The sequence below is a fragment of the Alteromonas sp. MmMcT2-5 genome, assembly GCF_022348315.1.
Taxonomy (GTDB): Bacteria; Pseudomonadota; Gammaproteobacteria; order Enterobacterales; family Alteromonadaceae; genus Alteromonas; species Alteromonas macleodii.
The window spans coordinates 19,141-34,140 of the sequence record NZ_JAKRFB010000007.1 but is presented as its reverse complement, the minus strand read 5'-3'; the positions used below and the strand labels follow the sequence as shown (position 1 = coordinate 34,140).

The following is a 15,000-nucleotide window of genomic DNA, read 5'->3' as shown; positions in this document are numbered from 1 at the left end:
ACACTCCGAATTTGTATACTTCTGAAACGTCCCATGGCGCTAATATGTTGAAGGACTAAAATGAATTTTACTCGCGTTTCACGGTCACAATGCGATAGCATGCTGGCAAGTAACACAGGAACCGTACTATGCGCTTAGCTTCATTTAAGTCTTCTTTTTTCTCTACTCGTTCGCCTAAAGGGGCCAAGTCTTACGCCTCATTTTTTCGACCGTCACTTCGCACGTCTATGGCTCTGCTTCTCGCGGGTGCGACAATGAATACAGCGCTAGCCAATGAACAATTCGCTAGCTGCACCGCAGCGCTTGCTGATAAAGCCAAGCAGGAAGGGGTTAGCCAGCAGACTATCGATGATGTGTTTCCTCGTCTTGTTCACCAAGACCGTGTGATTGAGCTAGACCGAAGCCAACCAGAATTTGTACAAACCTTTCCTGGCTACTTCAGCAAGCGCGTTACCGACTGGCGTACCGAAAAAGGTAAAGAGATGTATGCAAAGCACGACAAGCTTTTGCATAAGCTAAGTGAAAAATACGGCGTGCCTCCTCATTATCTGCTTGCTTTTTGGGGGCTAGAAACAAACTTTGGCTCTTACAAAGGCAAAATGCCGGTACTCGATTCGCTTGCCACTTTAGCTTGTGATAAGCGACGAAGCACCTACTTCACCCAAGAGTTTCTTGTTGCTGTGAAATTGATGGAGCGAGAGAAGCTGCAAAAAGAAGACATGATTGGCTCGTGGGCCGGTGCCATGGGGCACACCCAATTTATGCCTTCGGCCTATACCCACTACGCTATTGATGGCGATGGCGACGGACAAATAAATTTGTGGGCAAGTGAAGAAGATGCGTTGTCTTCTGCGGCAAACTTTCTTGCCAACTTGGGTTGGGAGCGCAGCTTCCGCTGGGGTCGTGAAGTGCAACTGCCTGAGAACTTTGACTATCAAGAGTCAGGCTATAAAAATAGAAAACCTCTCAGTGAATGGCACGCCCAAGGCGTGAAAAAAGCTGATGGTTCTGAGCTGGGCGAAGGCGATACTACCGCCTATGTTATTGTGCCAGCTGGTCACAACGGACCCGCCTTTATCGCCTACAAAAACTTCCGCGTTATTATGCGCTGGAACAACTCAGAGTTTTATGCCATTGCCGTGGGTGTATTAGCCGACCGCATCGCTGGCGCGTCTGGCATTAAAGCCACGTTACCTGATCTACCTGCGTACAATCGCAAAGATATTATTGCCCTTCAAAGCAAGCTGAATGATTTGGGCTTTGATGTGGGTAAGCCTGACGGCATTATTGGCCCCGCTACCCGTGAAGGCATTCGTAATTACCAAATTAGTAACAACATGATTGCGGATGGGTTCCCAGGACTTGAAGTGATGGCTGCACTTAATATCGACCTTGAAACGACGACTTCTTAAATTTGATATATGCTGCGCCATTTCTGGCGCGCATTCACTGTTTGGTATTTTCAGTGGCCTACAAGGTGTAAACCACTCACTTTGTTGGTTACTGAAAGTACTCAAACGTTAGGCTTGAAAAATAGGTTTCGAAATCTGCAGCCGAGCTATTTGTAAGTGGGACTCCCCAAACTGTATTCAGAATTACAGGTCCTTCGACGTCAAATTTAAATGTCGCCTTGCCCTCACTATCCGTTTTAACCGCTTGCTCTTTAGCGCTGTGATCAACCAAGGAATACGCATCGATAAGCGCGTTACTCAAAGGCTTACCTTTAAATAATACCTGAACAGATAGCGTGTTTCCTGCAAGCTTGTAAGGATGTTCAAGAGGCACTATTTCCAATGTGTGGCCAATGGGTTTTAATACGTTGTTCGTTACCGCATCGCCAACTTGCACAATGGTTTTCGCCTTTCTAGAGTACAGCTCTTTGCCGGCGATATCGTTTTGTCCCCTCGCCTCGCGGTGCGCCAATACCTCAGTTAAGCCTTCTTCTTTTGCATACTGATTAAACTTCTTCGCTTTTAATGTGCTTGTGGCGTGATAGCTTTCAAACCCTATGACGTGAGTACCGGATGGGAGCTTGGTTGTTTTTGCCATGCCCGGCAGCATTGAGGTTTTAGGTACAACACTGGCAGCCATATCAGTTACACCGTCAAAAGAGTAGGTGCGCAACGCGACTATTCTATCCCATGCAAGGTTCCAATGAGAGGTATCTTCCTTATGACCCACTTTAAACTGCAATGCCAGCGAATTCGGTTCTTGAGAACGATATGCTGTGGGTTCTAGCCAAAAATCGTGAGCTTGAACGTTAATTGAAGTAGCAAATAAAAAAGCAGCAGTGGCAATACAAGATAGTTTCATTGCGTAGTTTAACCTGTAAATAAGAGTGAGGTTTCATACTCCAACTTAGCGCAAGTTTCAGCGCACGACCACTGTCGTAAAAAACATACTGTGTACGAAACTGGCATATAGGAAAATGGCATATAGATACTACTTTTGTTTAAAATAAACAAAAATCACCTGAAAACGATGGTTCGTGTAGTCGTATCAGCGCGCTACATATGCTTTTTTGTTTTGCTGGTCGGCGATGCATTTGCGGGGTCATCTGGCCAAAAGTGCTTTGGATAGCGCCCCTTCATTTCTTTTTGTATTTCCTTATAACTGCCATGCCAAAAGGCGGCTAAATCACTGGTGGTTTGTAATGGCCTACCTGCTGGCGACAGCAGCTCACATACAACGGTAATTCGCCCACCCGCTATCGTTAATGGCGTGCCTTGAGAATATAACTCTGGCATTTTGACCGACAGCACCACATCTCCATTATCGCGATAATCCAGGCTAGCCTCTCTGCCGGTTGGAATAGTCACGTGAGTTGGCAAGAGTGTGGCTAATGCATCTTGCTGAGGCCAAGAAAGACCATTATTCAAGGCTGTTTTCCACGGTAACTGCTTAAGGTTTTTGATGTTTTTACAGTTTTTTAAGAGGGGCGCTAAACTGTCTTTGGCCTCGTGCACGAGAGCGTTCAATGACAACGGCCACGGCTCGGGCTCATCGAAGGCTTTGTCTTGTGGCAAATTGAGCTTCCCAGCCATTGCCACTCTTCGCCACCATTGCCAGTCTGCGTCAGAAAGCGGCCAGCTTGATAGAGGAAGTGCATCAAGATAGGCGAACCATGCGTTGCATAACGCATCATCCCAGAATGCTTTTTCACGACTTTTTTCCTGTCCAGAAACCGGTGTGCTATTTAACGTTATCTCATAAAAGCCCGTACTTACTCTGGCTTCCATTACCCCAGTATCGCTGTTAAGAATAACGCTGCGCTTTTCTTTGAACGCGTCAGGAAAGGCTAAACGCAACCAGCTTTCAGGCACTGACTGTGCCAAGCGTATTGCCACCGTGCTTTTTATCAGCTGCCCATCAAGCACCGCCAGCCATGGTCCATCGCCATTTTCGCTCTCATTAAAAATGGACGCACTGCCAGCGGCAGTGAGCTCTGCACCTTTGCCACTTGCCAGTTTGTATTCGACTATACCGGTCTTAGGCTTACCATTTGTTGTATTCGAGCTCTCTGCCGATTTATCTGACGCACTGCGCCTATAGCCCACCTGCAAAGGAAATGCGATAGCGATACAAAGCCCAAGGGCTTGCTCGTCTAGTTCGTTAATATCAGGCTTAAAGCGTTGTGCTTTTCCATCATTATTTTGCACGTAGCGCGCATAACGGGTAGCTTGCTGTGTAAGCTGACTGCGCGTGTTGCTATTGGCGTGGAGCAGCGCATCCATGACATTTGTTGCGCCACCTACACTGATATTACTCTCGCTAAGAGCCACAACAAAGGGAGCAGCGTGACGAAGCGCGTCGTTGTCATCAGCACAAAGCCCATCAATCCCTTGTTTAACGGTGAGTAATAAATGGGATAAGTGAGGTTGACAAGGTAACTGGGCCAACGCTCTTCCATAGGGAGTAATACTGGATTGTGAGATAGCATTAACGCGCTGAAGCTTTTGTTGTGCAACCTGTTGCTGCGCTTGTGTAGGCTTCGTCAACAATGCCAAGGTATCTGGGCTACTGCCCCAGGCTAAGGTATCAAGCAAAAAGCTACTTAAGTCTTCCTTTTCAATTTGCGCCGCATTGTGTTTGGCCAAACGCTCGAAGCTGCTTTTGCTACACAAACGATAGCAGGTTCCGGCCATTACACGCCCCGCGCGCCCCGCTCTTTGAATGGCGGATGCTTGCGAAATGCGCTGCTGGGTAAGCGCAGTTATGTCACTGGACGGATGATACTGAGCACTGTTTTCCCATAGGCTATCAATAACCACCGTCACGCCTTCAATGGTAAGACTCGTTTCAGCAATATTGGTAGATAATATGATTTTTCGTCTGCCTTGCGGGTCTGGCGTAATAGCGGCTTGTTGCACAGATTTACTTAACGCTCCATAGAGCATGTGAACGGCTATGCCCGCACTCTCAGCAACGCCTTTTATATCCTTAGCAACGGCATTAATGCTTCCTCGCCCAGGTAGGAAAACCAAAATATCACCGTCGTGTTCGCCTACTGCCTGCTTTATGATATTGCAGGTTTTGGGTACTAACTCATGCGCCTGCACATCTTGTGTGTAGCGAATGTCAACGGGAAACATGCGCCCTTGCGTATTCAAGTTTACTACTGGCAGTACGCTATGCGCATTTAGCAACATTTGAAGGGGTGCTACATCCAAGGTAGCCGACATTACAACTAATCGTAAGTCATCGCGAAGCCCCGACTGTACTTCAAGCGCTAGTGCCAAACCGAAGTCACTGTGAATACTGCGTTCATGAAATTCATCGAAGACAATAGCAGCTACTCCAGCAAGCTCAGGATCTTGCTGAATCATGCGAGTCAGCACCCCTTCGGTTATGATCTCAAGCCGAGTGGCAGACGATGTTTTCGACTCCCCCTTAATGCGATAGCCAACCGTTTCGCCCACATTTTCATTTAATTGCCCAGCTAAATAGTCCGCAAGGTTTCTCACCACCACGCGCCGTGGCTGCATAAGTAATATTTTTCCTTTAAGCGATGATTTCAGCAGTGACAAAGGAAGTACGGTGGACTTTCCCGCGCCCGGAGGAGCCCCTATGATGACGTTGCTAGCGGCTACAGCTTCTTCAAGCGGCGTAACGAGTTCATAAGCGGGTAAGTGAGAAAACGGCTGTAACATAAAGGGCATAAAGGTGTTATAAGTTGATGGGTATAGTGTACCTGATTTGAGCAATGCACCCGAACATCACTGCTATTTTTTTAAATTTGGCAAATAGCTCAATACTTGCGTCTTGTTTTGGAAATCGCAGGTAGCGCCATGATAAACTTAGGTTTGTATGGACATTAACGTGATGTACAAGCTAAAGGGCAAATTGGAAGGAGGAAAGCTATGCGAAGCTTTATTGGTTTAGATCTTAGCGCCACAGAAAAACTTGCTCTAGATAGCTGGCGCCAACAGGCATTGCCTGAAGTTATGCCCCGTCAATGGGTAAAAAGCGAGTATACCCGCTCTCGAAAGTCTACCAATGCGCGCTACGACAACACCAATAGCCAAGGGCCCGCGCAACCGTACGCAGTGCCGGCGGCGAACTTCCACATAACGCTTAGCTTTTTAGGTGAGATAAATCATCGGCAGCACGAAGCGTTGGTGTATGAACTCGATCAGCTTGTGAGCGAACCCTTTTCTCTAACCCTCGATGCGACGGGATTATGGAACGGTCCTAAGATACTCTTCGCTTCGCCGGCAGATGCGCCAAAGGCGCTAGGTGAACTCGCCAAATTGTCGCGAAAAGCAGCCCGCAAGTCGGCAATAGAGGTAGAAAGCAGAGAATATAAGCCTCACGTTACGCTTGTTAGAAAGGCTACGTCGAGCTTGCCTCTTCCCCTTTACAGCCCCAATGTAGACGTTCACGTTTCGGCATTTCACCTTTTTGAGTCTGTCTCTACACCGCAGGGGGTAACCTACCCTATCCGCCAGTCTTGGCCGTTGAAACACAATATGTCGGTAAGAGAAAAGCTGCGCCGAGGCATAACCGACGAGTAAAGGCAAACGCAATACCGTGCTGACTTGGGTAAACTGATGGCCATTTGACTCGCACCTTTTCAGCTTAAGACCTCGTGTGATTATGAGTTATAGCAATTTAAGCTGGTTTAAAGTATCGCGTCGCCTTTACAACGCATGGCGGCACAGGTAAAAAGAAAGCCTGTTTTTTTATTCAAACTGCCCAAATGCAACAAACATTTAGATTAGTAATAGACTGCCCAGACCAAATTGGGCTCGTTGCCAGCGTGTCGCAATTTTTGGCCGACCATAACGCTACCATCGTTGAAGCAAGCCATCACACTGACTTACAAACCGGCCGCTTTTTCATGCGCCATGAAATTAGCACCGACTCGCTAAAGTTAGATCATCAAAGCTTTGTTAAAGAATTCACCCCGCTTGCTAACGAATATCAGATGAACTGGAAGCTAAGCGACTCCAGCAAAAAACAGCGCGTCGCTCTGCTTGCCAGCCTTGAGTCTCACTGTTTAGTTGACCTGCTTCACCGCTGGCACACAGGCGAACTACACTGTGATATTCCGGTTATTATTGGTAACCACCCGCAAATGAAACAGTTTGCAGACTGGTACAAAGTCCCTTTCCATTGGGTAGACTTTAAAGCGTTAGGGAAAGAAGCCGCTTTTGCGCAAATCACGACCTTACTTCAAGAATACAAAATTGATTTGACCGTGCTTGCCCGCTTTATGCAGATTTTACCTGATACGCTTTGCCAAGAACTGCAAGGTAAAGCCATTAACATTCACCACAGCTTCTTGCCGAGCTTTGCAGGTGCTAAGCCTTACCAGCAAGCCTATGATCGCGGCGTAAAGCTAATCGGCGCAACCTGTCACTACGTAACTAAAGATTTAGATGAAGGCCCTATTATTGAGCAAAGCGTTAAGCGTATTAGTCACAGCGACAGTGCAGCTGATATGGTGCGTAAGGGTAAAGATTGTGAAGTAACGGCATTAGCTCATGGCGTGCGCTACCACTTAGAAGACCGCGTGATTATTCATAGAAATAAGACCGTGGTGTTTGCGTAAGTCTTTACAGTGATAAATTAAAAAAGCTCGCGAGTAAACATTACTTTCGGGCTTCTCTTTACACTGTTTTTCGCTCTACACTTTTTTTGCTTTACACTTTTTTCGCTTTATTTAGACATTCTTTTTTACGTTGTTAAATCCATCATCACCTAGCACCACTTGAAGTCTCGCTTTTATTACGGCTTCCTTATGAGGATAGTGAAAGTCAAACCCTTTACCGTTGCCGCTTTCCAAAATGACTCCAAGGTAATGGTGAGAAAAATTAAGCGCATAGATAGTATTGGCGTTCACCCTGAGGGGCTGGCGATCAAGTCCCTGTAAAAAATGAAACACCACAAAATCACCATCTTTTTCTATCAATTTTTCAATGGGATATCTATTACCGAAGCGCCTGCTTCTTAAATAAGAGAAAAAGCCTATACATAGCCCAACACTACCTAGGATAGCCGCTAGTTTAACTTCACCTTCTGCAGTGATATTTAAAATAAAAAGAGCCAGTAGAAACACTGGAACACCAAGAAATAGTGCCTTGTCGATGGGTTTGCGTTGCATCGTCTTCCCTGTGAAAGTTTGATTCCCTTTAAAGACGCAATAAATCACAAAGCGGCTATGGTTTCAATACAAGCAACGGTTTCAGTACGTCCACATTCTTGTCATTAGGTTAGTCCAGTTATCGGTCTGACATGAACTATTTTATGCTTCAAACAGGGCTGGTACGCATGGCACGTCTTAGCTTCATGTAATACCACAGGTTCGAGGCTGCAAACAGGGCTTCAGTAATGGCTAATCCCCACGTTTGCGTAATTATTCCGTACGCAGTGAAGTTGATGGAGCCAATGATCATGCATACCCTTAAACCCGCTTCCTTGCAGTGAAGTTCACCAAACCGGTATGCCATAAAAGTTAACACCGGCATAGCTTCAACTAACGATGTTTTACCGGTTAGGTTATTCACCGTCAGCACAATAACCATCATAGAGATTAATGTAATGTAGGTTGCCACAGGAGACAGAAGTTTTTGTTTTATTAAACGATAACTGGTACTCAGCCCCGCCACCGTAATTACTACAGCTCCTCCCCACGCTTGCTCGAAAACCAAAAGTGAGCCAATAGCAATACATAACCCTAAATTCAGTAGCAGTAATTTACGTTCAGTGTTCGACCAAAAGGAGGCCAAAGCGAATGCAACGGGAAACGCGTGAAGAAGTAATTCAAACATGATGATCACAGTAAAAAAGTCAGTGGTTTACGAGCTGCGGAAGACAGCTATTCAGAACGCGCGCAGTGTAATTTCCAACCAGCATAAAGCCAATCAAAATTTGACCAATTTCGACGAATTGCATATCAGCGCGATTTCTCTTCAAACCGCTGTGCTGCAAGGAATTACGTTAAAGAGCATTTAACTTATTTTTACATTATCTTAAGATGGTTTTTGTCATAAAACGTATAGATAAAAACAGACAGGAAAACTCATGGGTAAATTTAAATCATCACTCACCGCTATGGCGGTTGTGGTTGCACTCGGTGCATGTTCAGAACAAAAAGCACCTGAGACCACCAGCACAGATGTACAAAATACAGCGACATCTCAACAAGCACAGTTTGATAACGTGCTGCTTCAAGAGTTTAAAGGCCCGTACGGTGGCGTGCCTGCTTTCGATAAAATGAATTTGGAAGATTTGAAGCCTGCGCTAGAAAAAGCCATGGAACTGAATCTTAAAGAGATCGAAGCCATCGCAAATAACGAAGCGCCACCAACCTTTGAAAACGTCATTGTTGAAATGGAGCGTGCAGGTGCAGAGCTTGGTCGCGTATTCACGTATTACGGCATTTGGAGCTCAAACAAGTCTAGCCCTGAATTCCGCGAAATTCAGGCCGAGATGTCACCAAAACTATCAGCTTTCTTCACTCAAATTACGCAAAATGAAAAACTCTTTGAAAGAGTGAAAACGGTGTACGAGTCTGATGAACTGAAATCGCTCACGCCAGAAGAACAGCGTATTACGTGGATGACTTACAACAGCTTCGCGCGCAACGGTGCAACGTTAGATGGCGAAGCGAAAAAGCGCTATGCTGAAATTAACCAAGAACTTGCTACTCTGCACACCAAGTTTTCTAACAACGTGCTAGCAGACGAAGAAAACTACGTTACTTATATTACTGAAGACCAGCTTGACGGCCTACCCGCTTCGTTTGTAAAGGCAGCTAAAGCGGCAGCAGAGTCTCGCGGCGAAGAAGGTAAGTATGCGATTACCAATACGCGTTCGTCTATGGACCCGTTCTTGACCTACTCAACCAATCGTGAGCTTCGCGAAAAAGTATGGCGTACTTACTACAACCGCGGTGACAATGCCGACGAGTTTGATAACAATGACATTATCAAGCGCATCCTAACCCTTCGAGATGAGCGCGTTGAGCTGTTAGGTTACGAAAATTACGCACAGTGGCGTTTAGAAGATCGTATGGCGAAGAATCCAGAAAACGCCATGGATCTGATGATGAAAGTATGGCCTGCCGCTATTGCTCGCGTTGAAGAAGAAGTGGCCGACATGCAGGCCATTGCCGATGAAGAAGGTGCAGACATTACTATTGCGCCATGGGACTACCGCTTCTATGCAGAAAAAGTGCGCCAAGCGAAGTACGACCTAGATTCAAACGAAGTAAAGCAGTACTTACAGCTTGATAAGCTGCGCGAAGCGATGTTTTACGTTGCAGGTCGCTTGTTCAACTTCAACTTCACACCTGTTGAAGAAGGCAAAGTACCCGTTTTCCACGAAGACGTGAAAGTATGGGAAGTAACTGACAAAGACAGCGGTGAGCATATCGGTCTTTGGTACCTTGACCCATTCTCACGCCAAGGTAAACGCTCTGGTGCTTGGGCAACGACGTATCGCTCTTACACCACGTTCGATGGTAAGAAGACCGTATTGTCTTCAAACAACTCGAACTTCGTGAAAGGTGCTGATGGCGAAGCTACACTTATTTCGTGGGATGATGCTGAAACCTACTTCCATGAATTTGGTCATGCCCTTCACTTCTTAGCGTCTGACGTAGAATACCCGTCTTCGCATTCTGGCGTACGCGATTACACTGAGTTCCAGTCTCAGTTATTAGAGCGCTGGTTGACCACCGATGAGGTAATCAACAACTATCTGGTTCACCATGAAACAGGCGAGCCAATTCCAGCAGAACTAGTTGAAAAGATTAAGAAGGCCTCAACCTTTAATGAAGGCTTCAAAACCACTGAGTACATGGCTTCTGCCATTATGGACCTGAAGTATCATACTACCGATCCTAGCAAGATTGACCCTGATACTTTTGAGCGTGAAGAGCTTAAGAAGCTTGGTATGCCAGAAGAAATCGTTATGCGTCACCGTTCACCTCACTTCGGTCACGTGTTCTCGGGTGAAGGTTATGCTGCGGCCTATTACGGCTACATGTGGGCAGAAGTTCTTACAGCTGACGCAGCAGAAGCCTTTATGGAAGCACCGGGTGGTTTCTACGATAAAGAAGTAGGCGATCGCTTAGTGAAATATCTATTCGCCGTACGTAACGCAATGGATCCAGCTGAAGCATATCGCAAGTTTCGTGGTCGTGACGCCAAGGTAGACGCATTGATGCGTGACCGTGGTTTCCCTATTCCTAAGGAAAGCAAAGAGTAAGTTAACGCACTTACCCTTCCTAGGTCCTGTTGTTATTCGCTGTACATCAAAGAGCAACAGGCCCTAGCTGTGGCTAATTAAATATTTAGCTTCAGTACGCCATTGGCCCTCTTGTTTTCTTCGTAAAGCAGAGGGCTTTTTTATAACTGACGTTTTTGTAAAGCCTCATCTTTCTATTGACCTATTGGTCAATTATGCTTCACAATCTCTTTGCCCTAGCAAAAAGTATAAACCTTGCAGGGAAAAGGTCGATAACTTGTCTGCGCTTTAAAAATAACAATAGCACTAGCGTAAGAATCAGAGAGTAGTACTGACCCGCCTAGGACTCATTATCAGACGTTGCTGTGCCTGCAATGCCACGTCACCCTTGATCATAAATTTCAGCATTAACTTACGTGGTCGAAAGTCATGACTTTCAGTATAAAACAAAAACTCATTATTTCTCTTATTGTGGCGGTGCTCGCTGCTGCTATTCTTGTAGGTTCTATTAGCCAATGGATTGCCCGTGACCTCGTTAAAGAGAACATGGAAGAACTTCAGCTTCCTTCATTACTTAAACAGGTTGGTAACCGAGTGGACAGGGAAGCAAATGTAATGCTTACCGTTGCTCACGGCATTGCTTCTAACCCCGACATTCTTGCCTGGTCGTCGGCAGGCGCAGATAGCGCTGGCGAACGCCGTCTCCTTAGCTATTTAAGTAATATCGTTGAATTTAACGATTTAACGGTAGCCTCATTTGTAGACAGAACCACCTACAAATATTGGAACCAAGATGGTTTCTTGCGGGTGCTACAAAACGATGAATTTGATGGGTGGTTTTTCGCTTACAAAAATAGCGGCGAACCAATTTCACTAAGCCTATACAACGAACCGGGTCAAGGTTACCGACTTTTTGCGAATTACCAGCAAGTAAACGGCAGAGGTATGTCGGGTGTCGCTAAATCGGTCGATGAGCTGCTAGATATCATCAATGCGGTGAAAATTGCGCAAACCGGCTTTGTCTTTCTTGTTGACGGAAACGGCACCATTATCGCGCATCCCAATACCGAGTTATTAGGAAAGGCTAAGTTAGCGTCCATAAGCGATTCAAGCACATCAGGGCGACTACTCAATCGTCAGGGCTTTGCTATGGCCACCAGCGACGCGGCAGGCGACACGCAACTGTTTGCCAGTACCTATGTGGAAAAAGCCGGCTGGTACGTGGTTGCACAAGTACCTGAGCATGAGCTCTACGCATCGCTAAATGCAGGCAGCCGCCAGATTATTATTTGGGCTTTGGTGATAGCAGGCGCTTTCGCACTTATTGGTATTTGGCTAGCAGGCACGCTTACCAAGCCACTTGAATCACTGGCCGATGTTTTCCAGCAGCTTGGCAGAGGACAAGGTGACTTACGCTCTCGTATTCCTATGCCAGAACAAAAGGAAATTGCCCGATTAGTGGAAGGGTTCAATAACTTTATTGATCACCTTCACGGCACCATTTCGCAAGTGGCGAAAACAAGTCACGCACTAAAGGCGTCAGCACAAGATGTTGCGAAGCAGTCTCATCAAACAGAAAACTCTACCAAGAGCCAGCGCGATCAAACCTTACAGGCGGCAGCCGCGCTAACAGAGATGGGCAGTACGGTAAATGAAGTAGCCCAGTCAGCTACCCATGCTGCGCAAAATGCAAATCTAGCTACAACTAATTCCGCTCACGGTCGAGAAATTACCCAACGTGCAGTACACGCGATAAACGGTCTCTCGGGTCAAATTCAAGATGTGTCTCGGGTTATTCAATCGCTAGATGAACACACCGCAGCCATTGGCGGTATCCTCGATACAATTCGAGGTATTTCAGAGCAAACCAATTTACTTGCGTTAAATGCTGCTATAGAAGCAGCTCGGGCTGGCGATCACGGCCGAGGCTTCTCAGTCGTTGCTGATGAGGTGCGAACACTTGCACAACGTGCCGCTCAAGCGACTGATGAAATACAGGTGAAGATCGATAAGTTCCAGCAAGACTCTAAATCTGCCGTTTCGCAAATGGAGTCAAGTCGCGCACGCACAACCGATGTGGTAACCGCAACCAATGAAATAGACAAACTGCTTCAAGATATCGCCGAAGAGATTGCTCACATTAATGATGTGAACACGCAAGTAGCGACGGCTACGGAAGAGCAAGCTACGGTGGTTGAAGATATCAGTCGAAACATTAATGACATTAGTGCATCAAGTGAAGAAACCCTGAATGCGACTAAGATATTGGTTAGCGTGAGTGACAAGCTCGACGAACTGGCACAAGAGCTATCGTCTGAAGTGAGCAGATTTAAGCTTTAAGTTTACTTAAACCCTATTACGTACAAATCGTTGAGATAAAAACCTTATGCGCCATTATTTAGAAAGTGATGGCGTATTCTACTTTTACTTGATTGTCACGGCTGGAGCGCCATGGCAATTGCATTGATGCTCCTTCACTTTCCCACGACTCTCTCATAGCACCAACAGTAAGAAGGTGCTTGTCTTCATTGAATGGAATTTCTACGTAAAGGCCAGCTGATGTGCTAGTAGGCAGACGAATTGTGTCGGCAACCGGTATACTCATCTCATGACGGGGGCGTACTTTATGACTTAACCCCAACCGATAATCACCTCTATCCCACCAGCTAACTACTTCAAATTCATGACTTCTGACACGCTGTGACAAAACTCCGTAGTCAAGCAGACCTTTATTGTAATGCACAATGGCTTCGACGTTGAACATAGGTGCCAGTTTTTGGCTGAACGCTAATTGATACTGCTTCTGCTTACAGCCTTTGAATTTAATCTTATTTTTGGTGAGGGTCAAAGAGAAGGTATCGTCGCTGTCCGAATATTTGTTGAGCCATTGCTGAGCCTTTTCAACCACAGAGGCATTAGCTGCATCTGCCATTAATAGACATGGGCAAACACACATTGCTAAAAAGGACTGGTTTAAACGTCTCATTTTTCGCTGCCTCTCAAATTGTGGTTGGCTACAACTTATTCGATCACAATTTCAGTATAGACAGGAATGTAGGCAGTTGGGTATTAGCCATTTTACTAACATCGACTAAAAGATAACTTTAAAAGAACAGCGGCTGACAATGAAAGGGCGCTTATTCACAATCGTGAATAAGCTTGGGGGGATTGGCTGCCAGACTTCAATCAGCTCGCTTTTTTATGGCGTTGCTCGTTACGGCGTTACCTGTTTTGGCGCTATTTGTTATGGCATTACTCTGGCGCTAGACAACGATGCTTTGCGCCCTTCCGTAGCTTCTTCGCTGAACCAATATGTGCCGCTATTATCCACGCATATGCCTTCAACTTGTTTATATTGCTCAAGCGGCCATACATCAAGAAGGGCAAAGTCGCTTGATACTTGAGCCATGAAAGTAGCAAAGTTTCCAAATGGATCTGATTTATAGCCGGTGATAACAAACCTATTTTGGTGCTGATCGAAGTCTACCCCAGTTACCACGCCCGGCAGTCCATCAATGGAAGCAAACGTACTAATGGTTTGCTCAGCTTCGTCTTCGTTCACTTTATAGATATGGGTTATACCAGTTTTCCAACTTTTAGAAAAAAGAAGCAGGTCATCGCCATGCTTAACCATCGCCTCTGAGTCAAAATCATGTGCATAAGGAATGTTATTCGAAGCGTCGTTACCCTCGTATTTCAACGTAATAGAGGTGATGTCATTCACATTTGAGCGGTTTACTTTATGTATTTCGACCTGCTCTCTTTTGCCTTTATTGTTTCCCACATCCGCAATGTAAAACGATGAAGCGTCAGCGGTTATTGCTTCCCAGTCTTTATTGGTGAGCGGTAAGCGCGTTCGTTCAATAATTTCACCCTGGTAATTTATACGATAAATGATGGGAGCATTACCTGAGTCATTTAATGAGTACATGCCGTCCGTTTCGCAAAATAGACCCGATGTTTCTGAAAGTTCTTCCGGCAACTCAACGATATTTTTTATTTGTAACTGTGCAGAAGGGATGGGATATTGAACTGCGCATGCCGATGCTAGTACAAGCGATGCTGATAAAGCCGCGAATTTAAAGTGAGTGTTCAATGAAAGGCTCCGAAAAGAACGATAAGTGACGAATAATATCAAACCTACCACTCTCTAACATGCATTTTAGTGCGCTAAATAAGGTCTATTGGTCTAAACTTTTAGCCCAAGCGTATATCGCTATAAACATAGGTTGGCCTAAAGTCTCTGTATGACAAATGTTTAGGCTGATATACCATGGAATAATATCAAAACGTTAAGGACTCACT

At 45.7% G+C, this 15,000-nt stretch carries 12 protein-coding genes; 6 read left to right on the top strand and 6 right to left on the bottom strand.

The window, feature by feature from the left end; all coding sequences use genetic code 11:
- Positions 1 to 128: 128 nt before the first annotated feature.
- Positions 129 to 1,412 carry a lytic murein transglycosylase gene (locus MHN09_RS05590; protein WP_039225117.1) on the top strand — a complete coding sequence of 428 codons (1,284 nt, stop codon included), beginning with the start codon at positions 129 to 131 and terminating at the stop codon, positions 1,410 to 1,412.
- Positions 1,413 to 1,500: 88 nt separating this feature from the next.
- Here the strand turns inward: MHN09_RS05590 and MHN09_RS05585 are convergent, their stop codons facing one another.
- Together MHN09_RS05585 and hrpB are read right to left on the bottom strand one after the other, a co-directional pair.
- Entirely contained in the window at positions 1,501 to 2,313 is an 813-nt protein-coding gene (locus tag MHN09_RS05585) for a DUF4198 domain-containing protein (RefSeq protein WP_039225118.1), read from the bottom strand.
- A gap of 194 nt (positions 2,314 to 2,507) precedes the next feature.
- On the bottom strand, positions 2,508 to 5,204 hold the full coding sequence (gene hrpB, locus MHN09_RS05580; protein ID WP_343300027.1) for an ATP-dependent helicase HrpB: 2,697 nt from the start codon (positions 5,202 to 5,204) through the stop codon (positions 2,508 to 2,510).
- A 156-nt stretch (positions 5,205 to 5,360) separates the two neighbouring features.
- Here hrpB and thpR point away from each other — a divergent pair, with 156 nt between their 5' ends.
- The gene (gene thpR / locus MHN09_RS05575; protein WP_168463228.1) at positions 5,361 to 6,014 is read left to right on the top strand and encodes an RNA 2',3'-cyclic phosphodiesterase; all 654 of its coding nucleotides are present in this window, start codon (positions 5,361 to 5,363) and stop codon (positions 6,012 to 6,014) included.
- Between the two features lie 185 nt (positions 6,015 to 6,199).
- Positions 6,200 to 7,054 (top strand): formyltetrahydrofolate deformylase, encoded by an 855-nt coding sequence (purU, locus tag MHN09_RS05570; protein WP_014947992.1) that lies wholly within the window; start codon positions 6,200 to 6,202, stop codon positions 7,052 to 7,054.
- Between the two features lie 111 nt (positions 7,055 to 7,165).
- Here the strand turns inward: purU and MHN09_RS05565 are convergent, their stop codons facing one another.
- The gene (locus MHN09_RS05565; RefSeq protein ID WP_168463229.1) at positions 7,166 to 7,606 is read right to left on the bottom strand and encodes a hypothetical protein; all 441 of its coding nucleotides are present in this window, start codon (positions 7,604 to 7,606) and stop codon (positions 7,166 to 7,168) included.
- Between the two features lie 148 nt (positions 7,607 to 7,754).
- Positions 7,755 to 8,273, bottom strand: a complete 519-nt coding sequence (locus tag MHN09_RS05560; RefSeq protein ID WP_014947990.1) for a YgjV family protein — start codon at positions 8,271 to 8,273, stop codon at positions 7,755 to 7,757.
- Between MHN09_RS05560 and MHN09_RS05555 the strand changes: the two genes are divergently transcribed.
- From MHN09_RS05555 to MHN09_RS05545, 3 genes are all read left to right on the top strand, one after another.
- Complete coding sequence (locus MHN09_RS05555) at positions 8,272 to 8,457, top strand: hypothetical protein (RefSeq protein ID WP_014975451.1); 186 nt, start codon at positions 8,272 to 8,274, stop codon at positions 8,455 to 8,457. The two genes, MHN09_RS05560 and MHN09_RS05555, sit on opposite strands and share 2 nt — an antisense overlap.
- A gap of 69 nt (positions 8,458 to 8,526) precedes the next feature.
- Positions 8,527 to 10,716, top strand: coding sequence for a M3 family metallopeptidase (locus MHN09_RS05550; protein ID WP_039225122.1), 2,190 nt, complete (start codon positions 8,527 to 8,529; stop codon positions 10,714 to 10,716).
- Positions 10,717 to 11,124: 408 nt separating this feature from the next.
- Positions 11,125 to 13,035: a methyl-accepting chemotaxis protein gene (locus tag MHN09_RS05545; RefSeq protein WP_239239529.1), complete on the top strand. Its 1,911-nt coding sequence runs from the start codon at positions 11,125 to 11,127 to the stop codon at positions 13,033 to 13,035.
- 58 nt (positions 13,036 to 13,093) lie between these two features.
- On the opposite strand, the gene MHN09_RS05540 is transcribed toward MHN09_RS05545, so the two are convergent.
- On the bottom strand, positions 13,094 to 13,627 hold the full coding sequence (locus tag MHN09_RS05540; RefSeq protein ID WP_239239526.1) for a hypothetical protein: 534 nt from the start codon (positions 13,625 to 13,627) through the stop codon (positions 13,094 to 13,096).
- Positions 13,628 to 13,939: 312 nt separating this feature from the next.
- A complete protein-coding gene (locus tag MHN09_RS05535; protein WP_014975448.1) occupies positions 13,940 to 14,791 on the bottom strand; it encodes a hypothetical protein in 852 nt (283 codons plus the stop codon).
- Positions 14,792 to 15,000 lie beyond the last annotated feature (209 nt).

Bases quoted from the DNA above. Each gene is read 5' to 3' on its own strand.
- MHN09_RS05585 (WP_039225118.1), bottom strand. From the start codon at position 2,313: ATGAAACTATCTTGTATTGCCACTGCTGCTTTTTTATTTGCTACTTCA.
- MHN09_RS05590 (WP_039225117.1), top strand. From the start codon at position 129: ATGCGCTTAGCTTCATTTAAGTCTTCTTTTTTCTCTACTCGTTCGCCT.
- MHN09_RS05540 (WP_239239526.1), bottom strand. From the start codon at position 13,627: ATGGCAGATGCAGCTAATGCCTCTGTGGTTGAAAAGGCTCAGCAATGG.
- thpR (WP_168463228.1), top strand. From the start codon at position 5,361: ATGCGAAGCTTTATTGGTTTAGATCTTAGCGCCACAGAAAAACTTGCT.
- MHN09_RS05545 (WP_239239529.1), top strand. From the start codon at position 11,125: ATGACTTTCAGTATAAAACAAAAACTCATTATTTCTCTTATTGTGGCG.
- purU (WP_014947992.1), top strand. From the start codon at position 6,200: ATGCAACAAACATTTAGATTAGTAATAGACTGCCCAGACCAAATTGGG.
- MHN09_RS05555 (WP_014975451.1), top strand. From the start codon at position 8,272: ATGATGATCACAGTAAAAAAGTCAGTGGTTTACGAGCTGCGGAAGACA.
- MHN09_RS05565 (WP_168463229.1), bottom strand. From the start codon at position 7,606: ATGCAACGCAAACCCATCGACAAGGCACTATTTCTTGGTGTTCCAGTG.
- MHN09_RS05550 (WP_039225122.1), top strand. From the start codon at position 8,527: ATGGGTAAATTTAAATCATCACTCACCGCTATGGCGGTTGTGGTTGCA.
- MHN09_RS05560 (WP_014947990.1), bottom strand. From the start codon at position 8,273: ATGTTTGAATTACTTCTTCACGCGTTTCCCGTTGCATTCGCTTTGGCC.